The organism is Kitasatospora sp. NPDC101176 (assembly GCF_044768035.1).
Taxonomy (GTDB): Bacteria; Actinomycetota; Actinomycetes; order Streptomycetales; family Streptomycetaceae; genus Kitasatospora.
Genome location: NZ_JBIWPA010000016.1, coordinates 1 through 22,958 on the forward strand (window position 1 = coordinate 1; position 22,958 = coordinate 22,958).

Genomic DNA, 22,958 nt, shown 5'->3' on the forward strand with positions numbered 1-22,958 from the left:
CGCCCGCCCTGGGGCGGGGGGGGGGGGGGGCGGGGGGGCGCGCCCCGGGGGGGCGCGGGCCCCCCCGACCCCCCCCCCCCCCGGGGGCGCCCCCCCGGGGGGGGGGGGGCGCCGGCCCCCCCACGCCCGGACGCCCGTCGCCACCGGGCGGCCCGAGTCCGCGCCACGCCGTCACCCAGCGGGCCCGGCGGGGGCGGTAGTTGGGTTCCGGGCCGAACGGGCCGAACGGGGCGCCCGGCGGGCTCGGGCCGGGCCCGGGCCGGGCTCGGCGGATCGTCCGGTGCGGCCGATCCGCCGTCGTGGATCACCCTGGAGTGCCCCGGCCCGCGGCGCGCCGTTGACGGGCGGCGGCGTCAGAAGGCGACGGCCTTCAGGTAGCTGGTCTCGCCGCGCGGTCCGGCCAGGTAGAGGGTGTGCCCGTCGGGGCCGAGGGCGGTGGCGCCCACGCCGTCGAGGCCGAAGCCGGTGAGGTCGGCGGCGGGGAGGGCGGTGTTGGTGGCGGTGTCGTAGGCCAGGACGGTGGCGGAGGGCTTCCAGCCGTCCTTGAGGACGAACAGGCGGCTGCCGTCCGGGGTGACCGAGACGAGGTGGGTGTCGGCGGAGGAGGCCGGGCCGCCGAGGGTGAAGACGGTGCGGGAGGTGTCGGTGAAGGGGTCGAGCTCGTAGCCGGAGCCCTGGGCGGACCGGCTGCCCAGGGCGTAGAGGCGGGTGCCCTCGCGGGAGGCGGTGACCTCCGTCGCGGCGGCGAGCGGCCGGACGGTGCGGGTGACGGTCGGGACGGGGGAGGTCAGGTCGAGGTGGACGACGCCCGCGCCGGTGGCGACGTAGGCGTCGGCGCCGCCGTTGTGCAGGGCGATCCCGTCGACGTCGGGGTCGCCCAGCGTCACGGCGCCGGTGAAGGAGCGGGCGAAGGTGTCGTAGACCAGCACCCGGCCGGGACCGGAGGTGCCCTGCTGGGTGACGAACACCCGGGAGCCGTCGGCGCTGACGGCGAGCGCTCGCGGGCCGTCGACGGGCGTGCGGAAGGGCACGCTGCCGGTGGCGAGGTCGACGGTCAGCAGCTGGTCGGCGGCGAGCACGTAGACCCGGTTGCCGTCGGGGCTGAGGGCCGGCCGGCCGGCGGTGCCGTCCTGGCTGAGCAGGGTCTGGGCCACGACGGCGCCGGTGCGGGTGTCGACGGTGCGCAGGAGGTTGGGGTGGCCGCTGCCGACGTGGTCCTGGGCGACGACGTAGGCGTGGTTGCCGTCGGCGCTGACGGCGATGCCGGACACCCGCCAGCCGACGGCGGTGTCGGCGGCACCGGCGGGCCCGGCGGCAACCGCCGGTGCGGCGCAGCACAGGAGTGCGGCGGATGCCGCGAGGGCGATGGCCCAACGGGTCTTGGCCGTAAGCGAGTTCACAGAGCTCTCCCAGGGCTGTGGCCACGCGTTGTGCGAGGCGTGGCCACGCTACGAGGAGCGGCGGGAGGAATGGAGAAGGTGTGAAGGAGTTGACCGGATCGGCATTGGTCTAGTCCAAAATCCGAGGGCCCGGCCCGGCGCGCCGGACGCTCAGCCCGGTGCGGGGGCGGCGGCCGGCCCCGGGTCGGTCTCCCCGTCGCGCCCCCCGGGCCCGGCGGGCACTGCGGGCCCCTCGAGCTGGTGGATGAGGGCCTTGAGCGTCGCGATCTCGTCGTGCAGGGCCTTCTTGCCCGCCCTGGTGAGCTGGATCCAGGTGCGGGCCCGCTTGCCCTCGTAACCCTTGTCGATCGTGACCAGGCCCGCCTTCTCCAGCACCGCGAGGTGCTGGGAGAGGTTGCCGGCGGTGAGTCCGAGCGTGCTGCGGAGGAACGTGAACTCCACCCGCCGGGCCTCCTTGGCCACGGCGAGGATGCCCAGCCGGACGCGCTGGTGCACGACGTCGTCGAGGCTGCTGGTGGGGTGTCCGGTCATGCGGCCGACCGCCCCTGGACCCACTGCAGCAGGGCGAGGCCGACACCGCCGAGGAGCAGCACTCCCCCCTCGAACAGGATGCCCGGGAAGCCCCACGGGGTCAGGGCGGGATGGTCACCGGAACGGATCATGAGGCCAAGGTACCCGCAGGTGACGGCGAGGAGCGGCCAGCTCCGCTCGATCCGGGCGAGCAGCAGCAGCGCCAGGCCGATCGTGCCGGCCGGGCTCACCACCGTGTCGAAGGCGACGGAGAGCAGGGACCGCTCCCGGAAGGTGATGAGGGAGCCGGGATGCAGGACCTGCCACGTCACGTAGGCGGCGATGAGCACGACCAGGCCGATGCCCAGCGCCAGGTACGGTCCGACCCGGGTGCCCACCCCGAGGCGGGCGGAGCGTCGCAGGTAGAACCAGGTGATCGCGGTGTAGGCGAGCACCAGCGCCACCGGCCAGTACCACATGGCGGGCGGCAGCTCTCCGGGGTGGTGACCGCCCTGGCCGTAGCGGACCACCGGCGCCGCTCCGAACCGCACGGCGGCGAAGACGAGGAGGGCGAACCAGGCACCGCGCTGCTCGCGGCGGACGCGGTGGACCAGCGCCCGCTTCATGGCGAGGAGGTGGTGGGGATCGCCCGCGGACGGGGCGGAGTGAGTCGTCATGGGAACAGGTTTGCATGACAAACTGATTGCGTCTAGAGATCTGTTTGCGAATGGCCCGTCGAGGACGGGGCAGTCGCGGACCCGGCGGAACGGGACGGGCCGCGGCGGGTACCCGTGGACGGATTCTCGACCTTCAAGCCATTTGTCCGGATTGCCCACAAACATCACCACCCGGCAAGCCTGCCAAGGGAATTCGGCCGCCCCCTCCGAGCCGGCCCGGGCGGCGACCGGGCACTCCGCTGTGCGCCGTATCACAGCCCGCCGGTGACGCGCTCCCGAAACCCCACCTGACCAGGAGACTTCGCCGGGTACACGATCGATGCCGCCGGCTCCGGCCCGACACCGGGCTTGCGTACGGACCGTCTCCTCCCCCAGGCTGCTCCGAGTCCGCAGTCGAGGGGGGAACGAAAGGGTCCTCCCTCTGATGCCCAGACACTCGAAGCACCGCCGCAGCACGCCCAGCGCCAGGCGCCGTCTCCTCGCCCTCGGGATCGCACTGGCCGCCACCGGAAGCGGCGCGGCCGCCTGGGCGATGCCGAGCGCGCCGACCGAGCCGGTGGTGGTCGACTCGCTCTCGATCACGCCGACCGGCTCCGCCGCCACCAGCCCGGTCACGGCCACCGCCAAGCTGCACGCGACGCGCCAGACCGCGGTCCAGGCGCTGACCGTCGCGGTGCGCGCGGCCGACGGCACCCACGACGACTTCCGCGGCGCGATCCCGGCGACGCTGACCTCCTCGCAGCTCACGTTCACGCCGCAGGGCCGCACCTTCCCGGCCGGCACGTACACCTACTTCGTGGCGTACGAGAGCGGCAACCGCTGGCACAACCTGACCCCGGTGAGCACCTTCACCTCGGGCGCCGTGACGACTCCGGCACCGAGCCCGTCGCCCACGGCCACGGCCACGCCCACGGCCACGGCCACGGCGAAGCCCACCACCGTGCCGTCTCCGACGGCCACCGCGACCGCCACCCCGTCGCCGACCGCCACCGCCACCGCGACCGCCACCGCGAAGCCGTCCCCGACCGCCACCGCGACCGCCACGCCCTCCCCCACCGCCACCGGCACCCCGTCGCCGACGGCCACCTCCCCGCTGTCGCCGACCGCCACGGCCTCCCCCACCACCGGCACCTCCGCCGGCCCGCTGGGCATCTCGGGCTCCTGGCGCCCGGTCTTCGCGGACGAGTTCAACGGCACCTCGCTCGACGCCGCCAAGTGGAACCCCAACTGGTTCGGCTGCAGCACCTGCACGACCCAGCCGGTGAACTCCCAGGAGGCCGCGGCGTACTCCCCGTCCCAGGTCTCGGTGAGCGGCGGCAGCCTGCACCTGGCGGTGGCCCAGAAGCCGGCCACCGTGAACGGCAAGACCTACCCGTACACCTCGGGCCTGATCAACACCAACGGCAAGGCCCAGTTCACCTACGGTGCGTTCGAGGCCCGGATCTACTCGCCGCCGTCGGGCTCGCAGGTCGCCAACTGGCCGGCCTTCTGGGCGGACGGCCAGAACTGGCCGACCGACGGCGAGCTGGACGTGATGGAGGGTCTGGGCGGCGACGCCTGCTACCACTTCCACTCCGACGCCGGCGGCCCCGGATCGTGCGCCCACGGCGACTTCAGCGGCTGGCACACCTACGGCGCCGAGTGGGCGCCGGGCTCGGTCACCTACTACTACGACGGTGTGAAGGTCGGACAGATCACCTCCGGCATCACCTCGGCGCCGATGTACCTGATCCTCGACAATGCGGTCGACGCCAAGTACCCGGCCGTCGCCCCCGCCGACATGCAGGTCGACTACGTGCGGGTCTGGCAGCACTGACCCGACCGGCCCCACCCACCGGCCCGGCCCCGCGGACTCCCCGCGGAGCCGGGCCGCTACGGTCGGGGCCGCAGTCGGGCCCCGGTCCCGGCGTGGTCAGGGCGCGGTGGCGCGGTCGGCCAGTCCGGTCAGGGCGTCGCGCAGGGCGGCGCGCGTGGTGATGCCGAGCTTCGGGAAGGCCCGGTAGAGGTGGGAACCGACCGTGCGGGGGGACAGCCGCACCTGGTCCCCGATCTCCTTGTTCGTCAGGCCCCGGGCGGCCAGCTCGGCGATCCGGCGTTCCTGCCAGGTCAGCTGGACCGGGGCGGGCGCGGCCGTGTGGGGCACCACGCCGGCGGCCCGCAGTTCCGCGTGGGCCCGCTCGGCCCACGCGGTGGCGCCGAGGCGGTCGAGCGTCTCGGCCGCCTGGGAGAGGGTGACGCGGGCCGCCGCGCCGCCCTGGGCGCGGCGCACCCGGATCCCGTGCGCGAGACGGATCCGGGCCAGCTCGAACGGGAACCGCTCGGCGGCCGGGTGGGACTGGGCCCGGGCGTACAGCTCCGCCGCCTCCGCCTCGTCGTCGGCCGTCATCGCGAGCGCCCCGAAGGTGATCAGGGCCAGGCGGGGCGAGAGCTCGGGCAGGCCGGCGTCGCGCGCGGCCAGCGCGTGGGCCCGGGCCTGGTCGACGCGCCCGGTGTGCAGGGCCGCCTCGACCAGGTCGAGCAGCGTCCTGGACGCCTGGTAGGCGTAGGGGCGGAACGCCCCCGGCGCCGTGATGCCGATGGCGTACAGGAACGCGGTCTCGTAGTCGCCGGCGCTCAGTGCGGTGGTCGCGCCGACCGCGTCCGCGATCTGGGTCAGGAACCCGATGCCGCGCGGGCGGGCCCACGCGTCGACCGCGGCCTGGAGGTCGCGCGCCTCCTCCGCCCGCCCGCGCACGGCCGCGAGCTGGGCGAGGTAGGCCCGCGCCTGGTGGGCGAACAGTCCGTGGCCGCGTTCGGCCGACAGGGCCAGGGCGCGGTGTCCGGTGCGCTCGGCGGCCTCCCACTGACCGAGCCCCATCTGGTCGAGCATGATCAGGTGCAGCATCACGATGCCGCTGGACATCGCCCCGGTGTCCAGCTCACGGTCCACGACGCGCTCCAGGTACGGGCGCAGCGGGCTCAGGACGTCGAGGTGGTAGGCGGACACGGCCAGCCGCGTCACGTCCCACGGGTCCTGGTCCTCCAGCACGGCCCCGGCCCGTTCCACCGGAGCGCACCAGCCGGCGCCGTGCCGGACCACGTCGCTCCACGTGCTGCCGTACATCCGGGCCCGCTCGGTGGCGAGCTCGCCGAGGGACCCGAGGACCTCGTGGGTGCGCTGCCAGGCGGTGGGGCTGCCGTCGTACTGGCTGACGGCGAGCAGGAGGCTGACCAGCCGGTCGAGCACCTCGTCGCGCCGCACCGGGCCGTCCGGGCCGTCCGGGGCCACCGGGCCGTCGGCGGCGCCCGGGCCGCCCGGAACGCCCCCGTCCGGGGCGCGGCCGTCGCGCAGTCGCTCCACCGCCGCGGCGACCTGGTGGTGGGTGGCCCGGACGTCGCCGTCCTGGTACAGCGCCAGGTAGGCGTTGGCGAGGACCGCGGCGGGGTTCTCCTCCGCACCGGGCGCGGACGCGGCCAGGGCGAGGCTGCGGGCCTGGCCGAGGCGGTCCGCCTGCCCGGCGACGTACGCCGCGTCACCCAGCCGCCGGGAGCGGTCGGAGCGGTTCTCGCTGAGTTCCGCGGCACGGGTCAGCCAGGACACGGCCATCCGCGCGCCGCCCCGCCGGGTCGCCGACCGGGCCGCGGCCTCCAGGGCTGCGGCCACCCGCTCGTCGGGGTCGACGGTGGCGGCCGCCAGGTGGGTGGCGCGCCGCTCCGGGCTCTCCCGGTGCACCCGGGCCAACACCCGGTGCGCGTCCCGGCGTTGGTCGGTGGTGGCCAGCTGGACGACGCTCGAGCGCACCAGCGGGTGGCGGAACGCGAGGTCGCCGGTGGCCGGTTCGACGACCAGCAGGCCGCACGCCACCGCCGCGTCGACGCCGCGCATGCGGTACCGCGCGGTCGGGGTCGGGCCCGGGCCGTCGCCGGACCGGGCCGTCGCACCGTCGAGGGCGCCCGTCAGGAGCTCCCTCCGGACGGTGTCGTCGAGTCCGGCGAGGCGGACGGCGTAGATCTCCTGGATCCGCCGGGGCAGCGGGACGCCGTGCGGGCCGAGGAGGTCCTCCCCCGCGTGGTGGCCGGGACGGGAGGCGAGGTGGGTGGGCAGCTCCAGCAGGGCCAGCGGATTGCCGCGGGCCTGGTCGAGGACGAGGCCGCGGATCCGCTCGCCGAGCCCCGCGTGGTGCCGGTCCAGCAGGCACGCGGCGTCCGCGTCGGCGAGCGCCCCGACCGGCGTCTCCGGCAGCGCGGCGGTGTCGAACCGCGAGGCGACGTCCCCGCGGACGGCCACCAGGAGCTTCACCCCGGGGCTGCCGGCCAGTCGGCGGCCGACGAATCCGCAGACGTCGGCGCTGGCCTCGTCCAGCCACTGGCCGTCGTCGAGGACGAGCAGCAGCGGACGCTTCGAGGCCGCCCGGGACAGCAGTTTGAGCACGGCGATGCCGAGGGCCATGACGGGCGGCGGCGGGCCCTCCATCCGGCCGAAGGCGGCGTCGAGGGCGGCCCTGGACGCGTGGTTCGACGACCCTTCCGACGATCCGTCGGACGGATCGCCGGACGGATCGCCGGGGTGCTCGCCGGGCTGTTCACCGGCCTGTCCGCCGGGCTGTCCACCGGCGTGTGCGCCGACCGGGAGCAGCGGGTGGAGGATCTGGTGGAGCCCGGCGTAGGGCAGCTCGGCCTCCGCCTCCACCCCGGTGGCCCGGATCACCAAGTGCCCGTCCTCAGCCGCGAGCCGCGCGGCCAGGTCGAGCAGGGTGCTCTTGCCGACGCCCGCCTCTCCCCGGAGCACCAGGGCCGCTCCGCCGGGGGCCCGCACGAACGCGGACAACTGCTCCCGCTCGCCGTCCCGACCGACCATCACCACGCCCGGTTCCAAGCCCGGATCCCTCCCCTGCCCCCGGGTGCGCGCCCGCGACCCTATTCAACTAGACGGTTAGTTGATTAGACTGTGCCCCGACAGAGCATGTCAAGTAAACGGTTGGTTAGGAGCTGGGTGCATGGAGCGCGACGCCGAGGCCACCAGGCGCAGACTCGTCTCGGCCGGGCGGGCCGAGTTCGCCGCGCACGGGCTGCACGGCGCCCGCGTCGACCGGATCGCCGCCGCCGCGCGCAGCAACAAGGCGCAGATCTATCACTACTTCGGGAACAAGGCCGGGCTGTTCGACGCCGTCTGGAACGAGCTGGTCGAGCAGATCGTCGTCGGCGTGCCGTTCGACGCGGACGACCTGCCCGGGTTCGCGGCGGGCCTGAGCGACCTCTACGCCGAACACCCCGACATGCCCCGTCTCATCACCTGGCAGCGGCTGGAGCACGGCGACGCGCTGAACGACCTCGGGGTCGCCGAGGTGCGCGGCCGCAGCGCCGCCATCGCCGAGGCGCAGGCCCGGGGGCTGATCTCGACCCGGTTCGAGCCCCAGGTCCTGTTCGCCCTGCTGGTGCACGTGGCGATGCTGTGGTCGGCCTCCAACCCCGAGGTCCTGACGGTCCTGGGCAGCGCCGACCGGGCCGGGCGCCGCGACCTGATCCACCGCGTGGTCACCGCCCTGGCGCACTGACCCGCGGGCACGGGCCGCGCCCGTGGCACCCCACCCGTCGCACCGCGCGACCCCCGCGAGGTGTCCCGGTCGTGCGCGGGGGGACCATGGGTGTATGGCCAGAGACACGGGCCCCGCCCCCCGGCCGCCGCGGCGTCGGCCGGGTGGCCGTCGTGGGCGGGGCGACCGACGCGCGGGGGCACGGGAGCAGTCGGTGCGACCCCTGCGGTCGATGATGAGCCTGCGCAGCGTCGCCGGGCAGATGTTCCTGCTGCAGGTGTCGATCGTGGTGCTGCTGGTGGTGGCGGCGGTCGTCGCGCTGCTGATCCAGTCCCGCAGCGACCGGTTCGACGCGGCGCGTGACCGCTCGCTCGCCGCGGCCGAGGCCTTCGCCCACAGCCCCGGGCTGGTGGCGGCGATGCAGGGCCCCGACCCCAGCGCGGTGCTCCAGCCGTTGACGGAGGCGGCCCGCAAGGACGCCCAGGTCGACTTCATCGTGGTGACCGACCGGAACGGCATCCGCTACACCCACCCCGAGCCGGAGCAGATCGGCAAGAAGTTCGTCGGCACCATCGAGCCGTCGCTGGAGGGCAAGGTCACCGTCGAGCAGGTGCACGGCCCGCTCGGCGAGGAGTACCAGGTGGTCGTCCCGGTGGAGGACCCCAACGGCGCGGTGGTGGGCATCGTCTCCTCCGGGATGAAGGTCGCCAACGTGAGTAGCGCGATCAACCACCAGCTGCCGGTCGTCCTGGGGGCCGGAACGGTCGCGCTCGGCCTGGCCACGGCCGGGACGGCGCTGGTGAGCAGACGCCTGCTGCGGCAGACCCACGGGCTGGGCCCCGAGGAGATGACCCGCATGTACGAGCACCACGACGCGGTGCTGCACGCGGTGCGCGAGGGCGTGGCCATCGTCGGCGGCGACGGTACCGTCCGGCTCGCCAACGACGAGGCCCGCCGGCTGCTCGACCTGCCGCCCGACGTCGAGGGCCGCGCCGTCACCGACCTCGGCCTCGACGCCCGCACCACCGAACTGCTGCTCTCCGGACGCTCGGTGAGCGACGAGGTACTCCCCGTCGGGGACCTCCTGCTGGCCGTCAACACCCGCCCCACCGACAGTGGCGGCGGCCCGTCCGGCAGCGTCACCACCCTGCGCGACTCCACCGAGCTGCTCGCCCTCGCGGGGAAGGCCGAGGTCGCCCGCGGCCGGCTGAGGCTGCTCTACGACGCGAGCATGTCGATCGGCACGACCCTGGACGTCCGGCGCACCGCGGAGGAGCTCGCCCGGACGGCCGCCAGGGAGTTCTGCGACTACGCCACCGTCGACCTCGCCGACGACGTCCTGCACGGCGACGAGCCGCACCCGCTGACGGTCGGCGCCCCGGTCGAGCTGCGGCGGGTGGCGGTGACGGGCGTGCGCAACGACGCCCCGCTCTACCCACCGGGGGAACTGGTCACCTGGGCCGGGAGCACGCCGCACGCGGAGGGCTTCGTGAGCGGTCGCTCCGCGCTCGTCCCCGAGGTGGCGGCCGACGCCGGGTGGCGCCGGCAGGACGCCGAGCGCACCCGGGCGGTGGTGGAGTTCGGCCTGGTGTCGCTGATCGCCGTGCCGCTGACGGCCCGGGGCGTGCTGACGGGCGTCGCCTCCTTCTGGCGCGGCCGCGACCAGGTGCCGTTCGACGAGGACGACCTGTCGCTGGCCGAGGAACTGGCCGCCCGGGCCGCGGTGTCCATCGACAACGCCCGGCGCTACACCCGCGAGCACACGATGGCCGTCACGCTGCAGCACAGCCTGCTGCCGCGCGCGCTGCCCGAGCAGAACGCCCTGGACGTCGCGTACCGCTACCTGCCCGCCCAGGCCGGGGTCGGCGGCGACTGGTTCGACGTCATCCCGCTGTCGGGCACCCGGGTGGCGCTGGTCGTGGGCGACGTGGTCGGCCACGGCCTCCACGCGGCCGCGACGATGGGCCGGCTGCGCACCGCCGTCCAGAACTTCTCCACCCTGGACCTGCCGCCGGACGAGCTGCTCGGGCACCTGGACGACCTGGTCTCCCACATCGACCAGGAGACGTCCGCGGTGGAGGGCGCGCTCGCGATCACCGGCGCCACCTGCCTCTACGCCATCTACGACCCCACGACCGCGACCTGCGTCCTGGCCCGGGCGGGCCACCCGCCGCCCGCCGTGGTGCACCCGGACGGCACGGTGGAGCTCCTGGACCTGCCCGCCGGCCCGCCGCTCGGCCTGGGCGGGATGCCCTTCGAGGCGCTGGAGGTGCGGCTGCCGCCGGGCTGCAGCCTGGTGCTCTACACCGACGGTCTCGTCGAGGACCGCAGCCGCGACCTCGGCATCGGGCTGGACGTCCTCAGTGCGTCGCTGGGCCATGCCGGCCGGTCCCCGCAGGACGTCTGCGACGCGGTGCTGGAGGCGCTGCTGCCCGCCCGCCAGACCGACGACATCGCCCTCCTGGTGGCCCGCACCCGGGTGCTGGAACCCGAGCGGATCGTCGAGTGGGAGGTGGACCCGGCCTTCGAGTCCGTGGCGGGGGCCCGGGCCCGGGCGACCCGCCAGCTCACCGCGTGGGGTCTGGACGAGGCCGCCTTCGTCACCGAACTGGTGCTGAGCGAGCTGGTGACCAACGCGATCCGCTACGGGACGGGCCCGATCACGGTGCGGCTGTTGTACGACCGCACGCTGATCTGCGAGGTGTCGGACACCAGCAGCACCGCCCCGCACCTGCGGTACGCCGTCGCCGACGACGAGGGCGGCCGCGGCCTGTTCCTGGTCGCCCGGCTCACCGAGCGCTGGGGCGTCCGGTACACCCCCCAGGGCAAGATCATCTGGGCCGAGCAGTTCCCGCAGCCGGGCGGCGCGGGCAGCGGCGCCGTCGCGCCGGTCTGGTCCCTGGACGACTGGCCGGACGACGACTGGCCGGAGGACGCGTAGGTCCGTCGTCGACCCACCGGCCCACTGCTCCCTGCCGGACGGCGCCCGGGACTCAGCTGCCGGTGGCAGTGCCCGCGGCCGGGGTGACGGCCGGGGCTGCGGCGCCCCAGGCGGCCCCGATCATCCGGAAGACCTCGTCCACCGCCTCCTGCGGATCGTCGGCCTCCCGGGCCAGCCCGTAGGCGTCGACCGCGAACCTCGCGAGCGCCCGGCAGGCCGTCGCGCTCCGCGGCTGCCCGGGATCGGCGGCGACGGCCGCGGCCAGCGCCTGCGCGTGGCGCAGCATCATCGAGTCCTCGTAGGCGCGCAGGGCCGGTGACGCCTCGATCATCCGCCGGATCGGTGCGGAGCCGTCGGCCGTGCAGTGCCGCACCAGCGCCAGGACCTCGCGGCGCAGCGCGGGGACGAGCGGCTCGTCGGGCGTCCGGTCGGTGACCGCCCGGACGAGCCCCTGCTCGAACTCCTGGTCCTGCTGGAAGACCAGCGCCTCCTTCGAGGCGAAGTGGGCGAAGACCGTGGTCACCGCCACGTCGGCCTCGGCGGCCACGTCACGGATGCCCACCGCGTCGTATCCGCGCTCCAGGAAGAGTCGCCGGGCGGTGTCGGCGATCTTCCGCCGGGTCTCGGCCTTCTTGCGCTCGCGGCGTCCGGGGGGCAGCATGCGCCGACCCTACCAGCTAGGAATTCCTAACCGTTGCGAAAACCTTACCGTTAGTCCTACGGTGGCGGGCATGAGGAAAGTGAACTTCGCCGAGTTCGGCGGACCGGACGTCCTGCGCCTCGTGGACGCCGAGGAGCCCCACCCGGGCCCGGGCCGGATACGCATCGCCGTGCGGGCCGCGGGCGTCAACCCCGTCGACTGGCGGATCCGTGAGGGCCAGGCCCTGAAGGCCCACCCGATCGCGTTCCCGTCCGGAGTCGGGCTGGACGCCGCCGGGGTGGTGGACGAGGTCGGGCCGGGCGTCGAGGGGGTCGCCGTCGGCGACCGCGTGTTCGGCGAGGGGTCGAGCACCTACGCCGAGTTCGCGGTGCTGTCGGCCTGGGCCCGGATGCCCGACGGGCTGGGCTTCGCGGAGGCCGCCGGGTACCCGTCCGTGGTGGAGACCGCACTGCGTGTCCTCCGCGAGGTCGGAGTGCGGCCGGGGCAGACCCTGCTGGTCAGCGGCGCGGCCGGGGGCGTCGGATCGGCGGTGCTGCAGATCGCCCGCGACCGCGGCATCGCGGTCATCGGCACGGCCGGAGCCGCGAACCAGGACTACCTGCGGAGCCTCGGGGCCGCCGCGACGACGTACGGCGAGGGCTGGGTCGAGCGCGTACGGCGGCTCGGCCGCGTCGACGCCGCGCTCGACCTGGCCGGCTCGGGTGTCATCCGCGAGCTCGTCGAGCTCACCGGGGATCCGCGCAGGGTCGTCTCGATCGCCGATCTCGGCGCACCCGAGCACGGCGTCCGGTTCTCCGGCACGGCCGGCAGCGTGCCCGCCGCGCTCGCCGAAGCCGTCCGCCTGATCGCCCGGGGAGCGCTCCACATCCCCGTCGAGAAGTCCTATCCGCTCGCCGACGCCGCGGCGGCGCACGTCGACAGCCAGGCCGGCCACACCCGCGGGCGCCGCGTCCTGATCGTCTGAGGGCCCGGTGACGCCGGACGAGCGGCCGAGGACGGCCCTCCCCCATGGACCGGACGGGGACTGCCCGGGCGCGTCGGAACGCCTCCGCCGGGGTCGGGGCGGTGGCGGTGCGTACGGTCGACGGCACCGCCACCCGCACGCAGGCCGGCGGATCCGTGCGCCCCGTCGAAGCCTGAGGAGACCGGCAGCCGTGCAACGCAAGTGGTGGACGCTGATCGCCGTCTCGGTCGCGACGTTCATGCTCCTGCTCGACATCACCGTGGTCAACGTCGCCCTGCCGTCCATCCGCGAGGACCTGAACGCGAGCTTCACCGACCTGCAGTGGGTGTTCGACGCCTACGCCCTGTCGCTGGCGACCCTGGTGCTGACGGCCGGTTCGCTGGCCGACCGGCTCGGGCGGCGCCGCGCCTTCGCCGCCGGGCTGGTGGTCTTCTCCGGAGCCTCGCTGCTCTGCGCGCTGGCCCCGAACCCGACCTTCCTCAACGTCGCGCGGGCCGTGCAGGGGGTCGGTGGCGCGGTGATGTTCGCGGTCTCGCTGGCCCTGGTCGCGCAGGAGTTCCCGCCGGGCCGCGAGCGCGGGACGGCGATGGGCGTCTACGGCGCGACGATCGGGGTGGCGGTCGCCGTCGGACCGCTCATCGGCGGGGCGCTCACCAGCTCGCTCGGCTGGGAGTGGATCTTCTACCTCAACGTGCCGATCGGGGTGGCCGCCCTGGCCGTCACCTACCTCAAGCTGGCGGAGAGCCGCGACCCCAACGCGACCAGGATCGACTGGGCGGGGGTCGCGGCCTTCAGCAGCGGACTGTTCCTGCTCGTCCTCGCGCTGGTGCGCGGCAACGCCGAAGGCTGGGGCAGCGCGCTGATCGTCGGACTGTTCGTCGGCGCGGCCGTCCTGCTGGCCGTGTTCGTGGTGATCGAGCGCCGGGTCCCGGAGCCGATGCTGCCGCTCGGGCTGTTCCGCCGGCACGCGTTCACCGGGGTGCAGCTGGCCGCGTTCGCCGTCTCCAGCTCGCTGTTCGCCCTCTTCCTCTACCTGACGCTCTACCTGCAGGACTACCTCGGGCTCTCGCCGTTCGCGGCGGGCGTGCGCTACCTGCCGATCACCGTGCTCAGCTTCCTGGTCGCGCCGCTGGCCGGGGTGCTGCTCTCCCGGGTGCCGGCCCGGCTGATGCTCTTCGTCGGCCTCGTCGCGGTCGGCGCGGGCCTGCTGCTGATGGGCGACATCCAGCCCACCGACACCTGGACCGGGCTGCTGCCCGGCTTCCTGGTCGGCGGCGCGGGCGTCGGCCTGATCAACCCGGTGATCGCCGACGTCGCGGTGAGCGTGGTGCCCAAGGAGCGCAGCGGCATGGCGGCCGGCATCAACGACACCTTCCGGCAGGTCGGCATCGCGGTCGGCATCGCCGTCTGGGGGGCGATCTTCGTCGGGCGGGGTTCGCACCGGATCCGCGAGCTGACGGCGGGCTCACCGACCGCGGAGGGGGCCCGTCCGCGCGAACTCATCGAGGCCGCCTCCTCCGGCAGCCTCCAGCAGGCGCTCACCGCCCTCCCCGAGCCGGCCCGGGCGGCCGCGACCGCCGCCGCCCGCGCCGGTTTCCTCGACGGCCTCAACCTGGTGCTGATGCTCGGCGGGGTGGTCAGCCTGGTGGGCGCCGTGCTCGCCCTCTGGCTGGTCCGGGAGAGCGAGATCGACCGCCAGGAGGCGTAGGGCCCGCCCTGGGCCCGTTCCCGCTTCCGGAGCGGGGGCGGGGGCGGGACCGGCCGGGTCGTCCGGCCGGTCCGGGGCCGCAGGACGGGCCAGGAGGGCGGGTGTTACCGTCGGGGCCATGTCCAAGGGTGAGATCGACGCGGTGACGGCCGAGTTCTTCGGCGCCTTCGACAACCGGGGAGGCAAGGCCCCCGACGTCGCGCGGATCCGCCGGCTGGTGCTGCCGGAGGGCGTGATCTTCCGTACCGGGCCGGAGCTGACGGTCTACTCGGTGGAGCAGTTCATCGCGCCGCGCGAGGAGCTGCTGACGGGCGGCCGGCTCGTCGAGTTCTCCGAGTGGGAGACCTCCGAGCGGACGGACGTCGCGGGGGACATCGCCTCGCGCTTCTGCGAGTACCGCAAGTCCGGGGTGCTCGACGGCGCACCGTACGAGGGCACCGGCAGCAAGGCGATCCAGTTCGTCAGGACCTCCGGGGGCTGGCGGATCGCGGCGATCTCCTGGCACGACCACTCCTGACGGAGCGCCAGGGACCGGACGGCCCTGCACCGTGTCGGCGACGGACCCTACCGTGGACCCCGGCGCGTCCGGATCAGGCCCGAGACCGCCGGCCACCTGCGGAGGACGGATGGACTACTTCGGCACGCACCTCTCCGATGCGCACCTCTTCGACGATGCACCCCTCCCGGAGGATGCGCCCGGCACGGGGGCGGTCGGCGCCCGGACGGCGGACTGGGAGCCGTGGCTCGCCTACGCGCAGCGACTGTCGGACGCCGGCGACCCGCGCGGCGCGGCGATCCGGCTGGAGCACCGCTGCGGGAGCGCAGGCGGCACGGACCAGGACCGGGAGCAACTCGCCGCCGCCTACCGGGAGGTGGAGCGGCGGCTGGGGCTGGGCGCGCTGCGGGAGGACGGCTCCTGGCGCTTCACCTGGAGCCGCGGCTTCCTCGACGAGGCGTGCTTCCGGCTCGCCGGGGACACCCGCGCGCAGCGGGGCGAGCTGGTGGGGCGCCTCCGCTCGGAGTGCCCGGCCCCGGCCGCCGGTCCGGAGGGCCCCGACCCGGCCGACCCCGAGCAGTGGGAGGGCGCCCTGATCGGCGCGCTGCTCGCCCACCCCGCCGCGCGCCGGCTGCGGGTCCTGGAGCTGCACCTCACCGACTACCACCGTTCCGCGGAGCCGGCCGCGCGCGCCGTCGCCGCACGCCCGTTCCCGCGGCTGGAGCACCTGTACTTCGGCTACGGGTTCGAGTTCCTCTACGAGGACGGCACGGCCTCGACGGGGCGTCGGCTCGATCCGCTGGAGCACCACGACCGGGGCCTCGTGCAGACCGCGATGTGGGGCTCGCTCCCGGCCCTGCGCACCCTGGAGCTCGAGGGCGCCTTCCTGTTCCACTCGGTGGACCACGACGGTCTGACCCGGCTGCGGGTCCGCGGCCCGGCCGTCTCGGACGGCTCCGTCTTCGCCCTCGGCCACCTTCCCGAACTGGCGTCCCTGGAAGTCGACTTCGGCTGCGACGTGTTCGGAGTCGGCTGCCCGGTGGAGCAGCTCGACGAGCTCGCGGCGGCACCGTACCCCGCGCTCAGGCACCTCGACCTCGGCAGGGTGGAGTTCGACGCCCCGTCCATCGAGGTCCTGTCGGCGCTCGCCGACTCCCCGGTCCTCGCCGGGCTGGAGTCCCTGGCCCTCCGGGAGCTGGCCGTCGGCGGGGGTGACGACCTGGAGGACCCGCGGGCCGCGCTCGCCGAGCTGGCGCCCCGCTTCGCCCACCTGACCCTGCGCGTCGACGGCCCGATAGCCGTCGAGGGCACGGCCGAGGACGTCGACCGTCTGCTCGCCCGGTTCGGCCTGTGCCGTGGCGCGGCCGCCGAGGACCGGGGCTCCGCGCCCGGCACCGGGCACACGGTGTGACCGGCGGGATCGGGTGGCCGGTGGGCCCGGACGGGAGGCCCTGAACCACGCTCCGGCCCCGATCGGCCCGGGCGTTCAGCCGGACCGCACCAGCCCGGTGACGGTGGCGGTCAGGATGCGGGCGAGCCGGGGCTCGACCTCGACCACGGCGTGGGCCAGCCGGGGGTCGCTGCGGTAGAGGGCGGCGACCTCCGCGCCCGGGTTGGCGATCTGCCACAGCGCCCCGGCCAGGGAGACGGCGGTGGCGACCAGGTCGACCACGTCCTGCTCGTCCAGGCCGGGCAGGTGCTCACGGACGGCTTCGGTGATCGGCCCGCGGGCGGCGAGCGTGGCGAGCTTGAACGCGCGCACCGCGTCGAGCGAGACGTTGCGTTCGAGGTTGAGGGGGGCGTGCGCGAGCAGGTCGCAGAACATGCCGCGGGCCGCGAGGGTGGCGGCGAACGCCCGGGCCACGGCCGCCGGGCCCGGGTCGGTGGTCTCCCTCAGCCGCGCGGACAGGGCGTCGGACCACTCCTGCCAGCCCTCCGCGGTCAGCCGCAGGTAGATCTCCTCGCGGGTCTCGAAGTACCGCAGCAGCGCGGACTTGTGCATGCCCACGGCGGCGGCGATGTCCGTCAGGGTGACGTCCCTGATCCCGCGCTCCCGGCCGAGCGACCGGGCCGCCTCCAGGATCGCGGCCTCGCGCCGGCGCTTGGCCTCGGGCGAGCGGGCCCGCTGAAACTCCGATGTCTCCACCCATCCATGTTAGCGCAACGGCGTTGCACTATTACCGCAACAGTGTTTCACTAACGGCATGGAACAGACCTGGTTCATCACCGGCTCCTCCCGCGGCTTCGGCCGCACCCTCGTCCGCGCCGCCCTGGAGGCCGGTGACCGGGTGGCCGCGACCGCCCGTCGGCCCGAGCAACTGGCCGACCTCGCCGAAGAGTTCGGCGACCGGATCCTCCCGCTCGCGCTGGACGTCACCGACCCGGAAGCCGCCCGCACGGCACTCACCGAGGCACACCGCCGCTTCGGCCGGATCGACGTCCTGGTGAACAACGCCGGCTACGCCAACGTGTCGCCGATCGAGACCACCGAGGACGCCGACTTCCGCGCCCAGTTCGAGACGAACTTCTGGGGCGTCTACCACGTCACCAAGGCCGCGATCCCACTGCTGCGCGAGCAGAAGGGCGGGCTGGTCATGCAGTTCTCGTCGATGGGCGGGCGGGTCGGCGGCTCCCCCGGCATCGCGTCCTACCAGGCCGCCAAGTTCGCCATCGACGGGTTCAGCCGCGTCCTGCGCGCCGAGACGGCGCCCTTCGGCGTGAAGGTGCTGGTCGTCGAACCCAGCGGGTTCCGCACCGACTGGGCCGGCTCCTCGATGGTCGTCCACGACATCCCGGAGGCCTACGCGCAGACGGTGGGCGCCGTCAACCAGCGCCTGCGGCAGAGCGGCGACGGCGCCGCCGGCGACCCCGTCCGCGCCGCCGGGATCCTCGTCCGGATGGCCAAGCGGAACGACGTCCCCCACCACCTGCCGCTCGGGGTCAACGCGGCCGAGGGCTCCATCGCCATGGACCGCCGACTCCTGGAGGAGGACACGAAGTGGCGCGAGGTCGCCCGCTCGGCCGACTTCGCCGAGGCCTACCCCGCGCCCTTCCCCGCCGACTCACCGCACTGACCGCGCGTCCCCGCACCGCCCCGCACCTGCCGACCGGGGCGCAGCGGGACGCACGGAGGCGCGCAGCGCGGAACGCCCGGGCCGTGGCCCGGGCGTTCCGCGTCGAGATTTCCTCACATGTGTGACCAGGAACGGGAGTCGGCGTACGAGTGGTCACTCCGCTCGCCGGCCGACGGCTCCGGGGGCGTCCAGGCGGGCGCAGCCGCGGCGGGCCGGGGGCGGACCGGCCACCAGATCGCCCGGCCGAGCAGGGCCGCGACGGCGGGCACCAGCAGCAGGGAGAGCACCAGCGCCGAGAGCATGATGCCGAGCGCCATCGCGAAGGCGATCTGCTCGCTGCCCGGCGTCGTGGCGAGGGTGGCGAACGAGCCGGCCAGCACCAGGCCGGCGGTCGCGATGGCCGGGGTCGTGTGCCGGACGGCGCGGGCGACGGCGGCGCGCGCCGGACCGGGCCGCTGCATCTCCTCCCGGATCCGGTCGGTGATCAGGATGTTGTAGTCGGTGCCCAGCGCCACGACGAACAGGAACAGCACCAGCGGGAGGGTGAAGCTGACCCCCGGCCTGCCCAGGGAGTGCTGGAACAGCAGCGTGGCGGCGCCGAGGGTCGCGGCGAAGCCGAGCCCGACGGCGAGCATCAGGACGACCGGTGCGAGCAGGCTGCGCAGGAGCAGCAGCAGGATCAGTGCGATCAGTGCGGCCGCCACCGGGAACACGATCCTCAGGTCGTGGTCGACGGCCGTCGCGACGTCGGCGAAGATCGCCGCCGTCCCGCCCACGTGGGCCCGGGTCCCGGCCGGCGTGTGCCGGGCCACGGCGTCCCGGACCGGTCCGGAGGCGAGCTCGCGGGCCTGCGGGCTCTGCGGGTCCACGGTCGGGTAGACGTCGATCCTGGCGGCACGGTGGTCCTGGTTCAGGACGGTCGGTGCGACCTGGCCCACCCCCTCGACCCGGGTGAGCGCCCGGGAGAGCTCGTCGAGCCGGGCCGTGGTGAGGAGCGCGCCGTCGGTGGCGGCGACGTAGACGCTCGTCGGGTCCGACACGCCGGCGGGCAGGGCGCGGGAGATCTCCGTCGCGGTGGCCGCGGCAGGGGTCCCGGAGCCGGAGTCGCCCCGGCCGTAGTCCATCCGGATGCCGATCAGGCCGGCGGCGAGCGCGCCCAGCAGTGCCAGGGAGGCGGTCAGCACCGTCAGCGGCCGGCGCGCGACCAGCAGGCCGAAGCGACCGGCGCGGCCGGCGGCCGGCACCCGCCGCAGCGACCGGGAGGGCCAGAACATCCGGCGCCCGGCGGCCGCGAGCAGCGCCGGCATCAGGGTCAGGCTGCCGAGCAGCATCACCAGCACCGCCGCGGCGATCGCGGGGCCCAGGGAGCGGAACTGCCCGAAGCTGGCCAGGCCCAGGGTGGCGAACGCGGCCACGATGGTCAGCGCCGCAGAGGTGATCGCGCCGCCCACCCGGCCGGCGACCTGCGCGGCCGCCTCCCGGGCCGGCTGCTCGGGCCGGGCCCGCAGGTGCTCGCGGAAGCGGAACAGCAGGAACAGCAGGTAGTCGATGCCGATGCCGAGCAGGACGACGCTGATCAGCGACGGGGTGCTCGCGTCGAGCTTGCGTCCGGTGAGCAGCGCCAGGCCGGCGACCGCTCCCCCCGCCACACCGCCGATGACGGCCACCGCGAGCAGCGGCAGCAGGGCCGCCAGCACGCTGCGGAACACCAGCACGTTGAGCACGACGATCAGCACCGTGACCAGGATGCCGCCGACCTTGGCCGCCGTCCCGTGCGCGTCGGCGCCGTCGACGACCTCGGCGAGGCTCCCGGTGAACCCGGTGCGCAGGCCGGCTTCGGCGAACTGCGTCCGGGCCGAGTCCCGGAAGCTGCGGAACACCCCCTGGACGCCCTCGTCGGCGGCGTTGCCGACCAGCTCCACGGAGAGCAGCTCGAAGCTCCGGTCGGGAGCCACCATCGCCGGGGCGATCCGGGGCGTCTGGGAGCGGTCGGGGACGAGGAACTGCGGCCGGTCGTCCGCCCTGGGCATGACGACCCGGCGCTGGGCCAGCTTCGCCGCCTCGGCCTTCACCCGCTCCTCGTCGGCGGCCCCGAGGGCCTTGCCGTCCGCCCGGGCGACCAGCACGGTGACCGTGGTGGCGTCCGGGTCGACCCCGAACTGCTCCTCGGCGATCCGCAGCGCGGCGGCCGAGTCGTAGCTGCGGGGCAGGAAGTCCCCGGTCTGGCTCTCGGTCACCCGGGCCATCAGCGACGGGGCGAGGCCGGCCAGGGCGAAGCCCAGCACCGCCCACAGGGCGATGACCTTCCACGGGTGTCTGGTCGAGAATCGGGTCAGGGCGCGGATCACGTGCTGTCCTCCGACGGACGGGCTGTCACGGGGCTCGGGTCCGTCTGCCGACCCGCGTCCGCGGGGCGACGGGGGTTCGGGGACGGACCCTCGGACCGGGGGCTCCCGGCCGGACTCCAGACCATCACCCGGACCGTCCCGTCGGCGTCCTGGCGACGGAGGATCCGGGGAGGGGGCCTGGGTCCTGCCGCGGTCGGGGACCCAGGACCCTGGTCCTGGTCCTGGTCGCGGTCCCGGTCGCCGCCGTCCGCCCGGCCCCGCCGCGGCCCGGGCGCAGTCCCCGGCGCGGCCCCGGAGGCCGTCCCGGTGCTGGTCAGCGACCCTGTCCCGGCCGCCGGGCGAGGAGCCCGGTTCCGGGGCCGCCGGTGCCGCCCCCACCGCGGCTGTGACACGCTGGCCCGGAGGCGGAGAAGCCGGACACAGGGAGAACCACCATGCACAGGCGCCGACACACCGGGCCCGACGGCGCCCGGCCACGGCCGGACGCCGGGGGCGCCGAGCCCCCGCTGACCCGCAACGACGCCCTGGTGGCCGGCGGGGCCTGCGCGCTGAACCTGCTCAGCTACGTCTTCTTCGCCCCGCCCGGCAGCGGCTCGTCCGCCGACGGCGGGCCCGACGTCAGCGTGGCCGGGTTCCTGCTCGTCGGGCTGGCCGCGGCGCCGCTGCTCGCCCGGCGCCGCCACCCGGTCACGGCGCTGGCCGCCGCACTGGCGCTCGACGCGGCCGCCGCCCTGACGCTGCCGCTGCCCAGCCACTTCGGCGCCGTCCTGGTGGTCGCGCTGTTCACGGTCGCCAGGTCCTGCCCCGGCCCGGTGACGGCGGTCGCGGTCGTGGCGACGGTGGCGGTGACGCTGCTGAGCCAGTCGGCCGGCCACGTCCCGTCCTGGCAGAACGCCGTGTCGGCGCCGCTGTCCGCGGGGATCGTCGCCGGCGCCGCGCTGGTGGTCAACCGCTGGCAGCGGGAGGTGGAGGCCAACCGGCGGCTGCTGGCCGATCGGGCGGTGGCCGAGGAACGGCGCCGCATCGCCCGGGAGTTGCACGACATCGTGGCCCATCACATCACCACCATGCAGCTGATGGCCGGCGGCGCCCGGGCCAACCTCGGCACACCGGAGGTGGCCCGGGAGGCACTCGTCACCCTGGAGTCCTCCGGGCGGCTCGCCCTGCGCGAGATGCGCCAGCTCCTCGACGTGCTGCGGGCCGGCGACGAGCCGGAGGACCAGGACGCGCCGGCGCAGCCGCAGCCGGGCGTCGAGGACCTCGACCGGCTGGTCGCCGACTCCCGACGGGCCGGCCTGCCGACCGAGTTCAGCGTCCACGGGCCCCGGCGCCCGCTGCCGCCGACCGCCGCCCTGACGGTGTTCCGGATCACCCAGGAGGCGCTCACCAACGCCCACAAGCACGCCGGCACCGCCCGTACCAGCGTGCGGCTGACGTACCGCCGGGACGGCGTCACCGTCGAGGTGCGGGACGACGGCGCGGGCGCCGGACCGCAGGAGCAGCCGTCACGGCCGAGGAGCGGCTACGGCCTGGTCGGCATGCGCGAGCGCGTCGCCCTGCACGGCGGCACCCTGACGGCGGGCCCGCAGGCCGACGGCGGGTTCGCCGTGGTGGCCGAGCTGCCGCTGGCCGCGGAGGAGAGCGCCGAGGCCGCCGTCCAGCACGAGCAGGTGGCCCGGTGACCGGGGCAGGGGCGGGAGCGGCGCCGGGCGCGCCGAGGATCAGGGTGCTGATCGCGGACGACCAGCCGCTGGTCCGCCGCGGCCTGTCGCTGATCCTCTCCCCCGACCCGGCGCTCGAGGTGGTGGGCGAGGCGCAGGACGGCGCGCAGGCCGTGGAACTCGCCCGCCGGCTGCGCCCCGACGTCGTGGTGATGGACATCCGGATGCCCGTGCTCGACGGGATCGGCGCGAGCCGGGAGCTCGCCGCGACCGTGCCCGACTGCAAGGTCCTGGCCCTCAGCACCTTCGACATGGACGAGTACGTGGTGGGAGCCCTGCGCGCCGGGGCCTGCGGCTTCCTCCCCAAGGACAGCTCCCCGGAGGACCTGAGCGCGGCGATCCGCACCGTCCACGCGGGCGAGGCCGTCGTCGCGCCGCGCCTGCTCAGCCGGCTGATCTCCACCTACGTGCGCACCCCGCACGACGCCCCGCCGCCGCGCGGCGCCGACCTGGCCGAGCTGACGCCGCGGGAGGTCGAGGTGTGGCGGCTGATGGCCACCGGGCTCGACAACGCCGGCATCGCCGGGAGCCTGGACCTCAGCGTCTCCACGGTGAAGAACCACATCACCGGTGTCTTCGGCAAGCTCGGCGTCCGGGACCGTGCCCAGGCGGTCATCGCGGCCTACGAGTCGGGTCTGGTGTCCGCCCGGACGGCCGCCGCCGGACCGCCCGCCGGGGGAGCCTCCGGGTAGCCCGGACCCTGCCCGGCCACGGCCCCGGACACCGCACGGCCACGGCCCGGCGGGCGGCCCCGGTGGCGCTCGTGACGGGTGCACGCCGAGATCCTGACGGTTGATCAGAATCGTTGTTCGCCAAGGTCGGTGGCGGTCCGAGGGGGGCGCGTGCGCCCCGGCCGCCCGCCCCGCCGCCCACGGCGCGGGGCGCGGCGCGGGCGCCCCGGGCCGCCCCGGCGGGGGCCGCCCGGGGGCGGCCCCCGCCGCCGCC

At 75.3% G+C, this 22,958-nt stretch carries 17 protein-coding genes; 10 read left to right on the forward strand and 7 right to left on the reverse strand.

Annotated features, from left to right (window positions below; genetic code table 11):
- Window positions 1-353 precede the first annotated feature (353 nt).
- The 3 genes from ACIRS1_RS21695 to ACIRS1_RS21705 form a co-directional block, all read right to left on the reverse strand.
- Window positions 354-1,400, reverse strand: coding sequence for a hypothetical protein (locus ACIRS1_RS21695; RefSeq protein ID WP_402842253.1), 1,047 nt, complete (start codon window positions 1,398-1,400; stop codon window positions 354-356).
- A gap of 150 nt (window positions 1,401-1,550) precedes the next feature.
- Window positions 1,551-1,931, reverse strand: a complete 381-nt coding sequence (locus ACIRS1_RS21700) for a winged helix-turn-helix domain-containing protein (protein ID WP_402842256.1) — start codon at window positions 1,929-1,931, stop codon at window positions 1,551-1,553.
- Window positions 1,928-2,587, reverse strand: a complete 660-nt coding sequence (locus tag ACIRS1_RS21705; protein WP_402842258.1) for a hypothetical protein — start codon at window positions 2,585-2,587, stop codon at window positions 1,928-1,930. The genes ACIRS1_RS21700 and ACIRS1_RS21705 overlap by 4 nt, the downstream gene beginning before the upstream one ends.
- Window positions 2,588-3,011: 424 nt before the next feature.
- Here ACIRS1_RS21705 and ACIRS1_RS21710 point away from each other — a divergent pair, with 424 nt between their 5' ends.
- Window positions 3,012-4,403 (forward strand): family 16 glycosylhydrolase, encoded by a 1,392-nt coding sequence (locus ACIRS1_RS21710; RefSeq protein WP_402842261.1) that lies wholly within the window; start codon window positions 3,012-3,014, stop codon window positions 4,401-4,403.
- Between the two features lie 96 nt (window positions 4,404-4,499).
- On the opposite strand, the gene ACIRS1_RS21715 is transcribed toward ACIRS1_RS21710, so the two are convergent.
- On the reverse strand, window positions 4,500-7,424 hold the full coding sequence (locus ACIRS1_RS21715; protein WP_402842608.1) for an AAA family ATPase: 2,925 nt from the start codon (window positions 7,422-7,424) through the stop codon (window positions 4,500-4,502).
- A gap of 139 nt (window positions 7,425-7,563) precedes the next feature.
- Between ACIRS1_RS21715 and ACIRS1_RS21720 the strand changes: the two genes are divergently transcribed.
- Together ACIRS1_RS21720 and ACIRS1_RS21725 are read left to right on the forward strand one after the other, a co-directional pair.
- Entirely contained in the window at window positions 7,564-8,121 is a 558-nt protein-coding gene (locus tag ACIRS1_RS21720) for a TetR family transcriptional regulator (RefSeq protein ID WP_360223132.1), read from the forward strand.
- A 211-nt stretch (window positions 8,122-8,332) separates the two neighbouring features.
- A complete protein-coding gene (locus tag ACIRS1_RS21725) occupies window positions 8,333-11,041 on the forward strand; it encodes a SpoIIE family protein phosphatase (protein ID WP_402842611.1) in 2,709 nt (902 codons plus the stop codon).
- 52 nt (window positions 11,042-11,093) lie between these two features.
- Here ACIRS1_RS21725 and ACIRS1_RS21730 read toward each other — a convergent pair whose 3' ends face one another.
- Entirely contained in the window at window positions 11,094-11,702 is a 609-nt protein-coding gene (locus tag ACIRS1_RS21730) for a TetR/AcrR family transcriptional regulator (protein ID WP_402842264.1), read from the reverse strand.
- A 70-nt stretch (window positions 11,703-11,772) separates the two neighbouring features.
- On the opposite strand from ACIRS1_RS21730, the gene ACIRS1_RS21735 reads away from it, so the two are divergent.
- The 4 genes from ACIRS1_RS21735 (at window position 11,773) to ACIRS1_RS21750 (ending at window position 16,281) form a co-directional block, all read left to right on the forward strand.
- Window positions 11,773-12,666: an NADP-dependent oxidoreductase gene (locus ACIRS1_RS21735; RefSeq protein WP_402842267.1), complete on the forward strand. Its 894-nt coding sequence runs from the start codon at window positions 11,773-11,775 to the stop codon at window positions 12,664-12,666.
- A gap of 190 nt (window positions 12,667-12,856) precedes the next feature.
- Entirely contained in the window at window positions 12,857-14,374 is a 1,518-nt protein-coding gene (locus ACIRS1_RS21740; protein WP_387899068.1) for an MFS transporter, read from the forward strand.
- Between the two features lie 118 nt (window positions 14,375-14,492).
- On the forward strand, window positions 14,493-14,891 hold the full coding sequence (locus ACIRS1_RS21745; protein WP_402842269.1) for a DUF4440 domain-containing protein: 399 nt from the start codon (window positions 14,493-14,495) through the stop codon (window positions 14,889-14,891).
- Window positions 14,892-15,000: 109 nt separating this feature from the next.
- Window positions 15,001-16,281 carry a hypothetical protein gene (locus ACIRS1_RS21750; RefSeq protein ID WP_402842272.1) on the forward strand — a complete coding sequence of 427 codons (1,281 nt, stop codon included), beginning with the start codon at window positions 15,001-15,003 and terminating at the stop codon, window positions 16,279-16,281.
- 75 nt (window positions 16,282-16,356) lie between these two features.
- Here ACIRS1_RS21750 and ACIRS1_RS21755 read toward each other — a convergent pair whose 3' ends face one another.
- The gene (locus ACIRS1_RS21755; RefSeq protein WP_402842275.1) at window positions 16,357-17,016 is read right to left on the reverse strand and encodes a TetR family transcriptional regulator; all 660 of its coding nucleotides are present in this window, start codon (window positions 17,014-17,016) and stop codon (window positions 16,357-16,359) included.
- A gap of 58 nt (window positions 17,017-17,074) precedes the next feature.
- Here ACIRS1_RS21755 and ACIRS1_RS21760 point away from each other — a divergent pair, with 58 nt between their 5' ends.
- Complete coding sequence (locus ACIRS1_RS21760) at window positions 17,075-17,944, forward strand: SDR family NAD(P)-dependent oxidoreductase (RefSeq protein ID WP_360223026.1); 870 nt, start codon at window positions 17,075-17,077, stop codon at window positions 17,942-17,944.
- 113 nt (window positions 17,945-18,057) lie between these two features.
- Here ACIRS1_RS21760 and ACIRS1_RS21765 read toward each other — a convergent pair whose 3' ends face one another.
- Window positions 18,058-20,292: an MMPL family transporter gene (locus ACIRS1_RS21765; protein WP_402842278.1), complete on the reverse strand. Its 2,235-nt coding sequence runs from the start codon at window positions 20,290-20,292 to the stop codon at window positions 18,058-18,060.
- A gap of 434 nt (window positions 20,293-20,726) precedes the next feature.
- Here ACIRS1_RS21765 and ACIRS1_RS21770 point away from each other — a divergent pair, with 434 nt between their 5' ends.
- Entirely contained in the window at window positions 20,727-21,974 is a 1,248-nt protein-coding gene (locus ACIRS1_RS21770; RefSeq protein WP_402842280.1) for a sensor histidine kinase, read from the forward strand.
- Between the two features lie 44 nt (window positions 21,975-22,018).
- Entirely contained in the window at window positions 22,019-22,705 is a 687-nt protein-coding gene (locus ACIRS1_RS21775; RefSeq protein WP_402842283.1) for a response regulator, read from the forward strand.
- The last annotated feature ends 253 nt before the right edge of the window (window positions 22,706-22,958 follow it).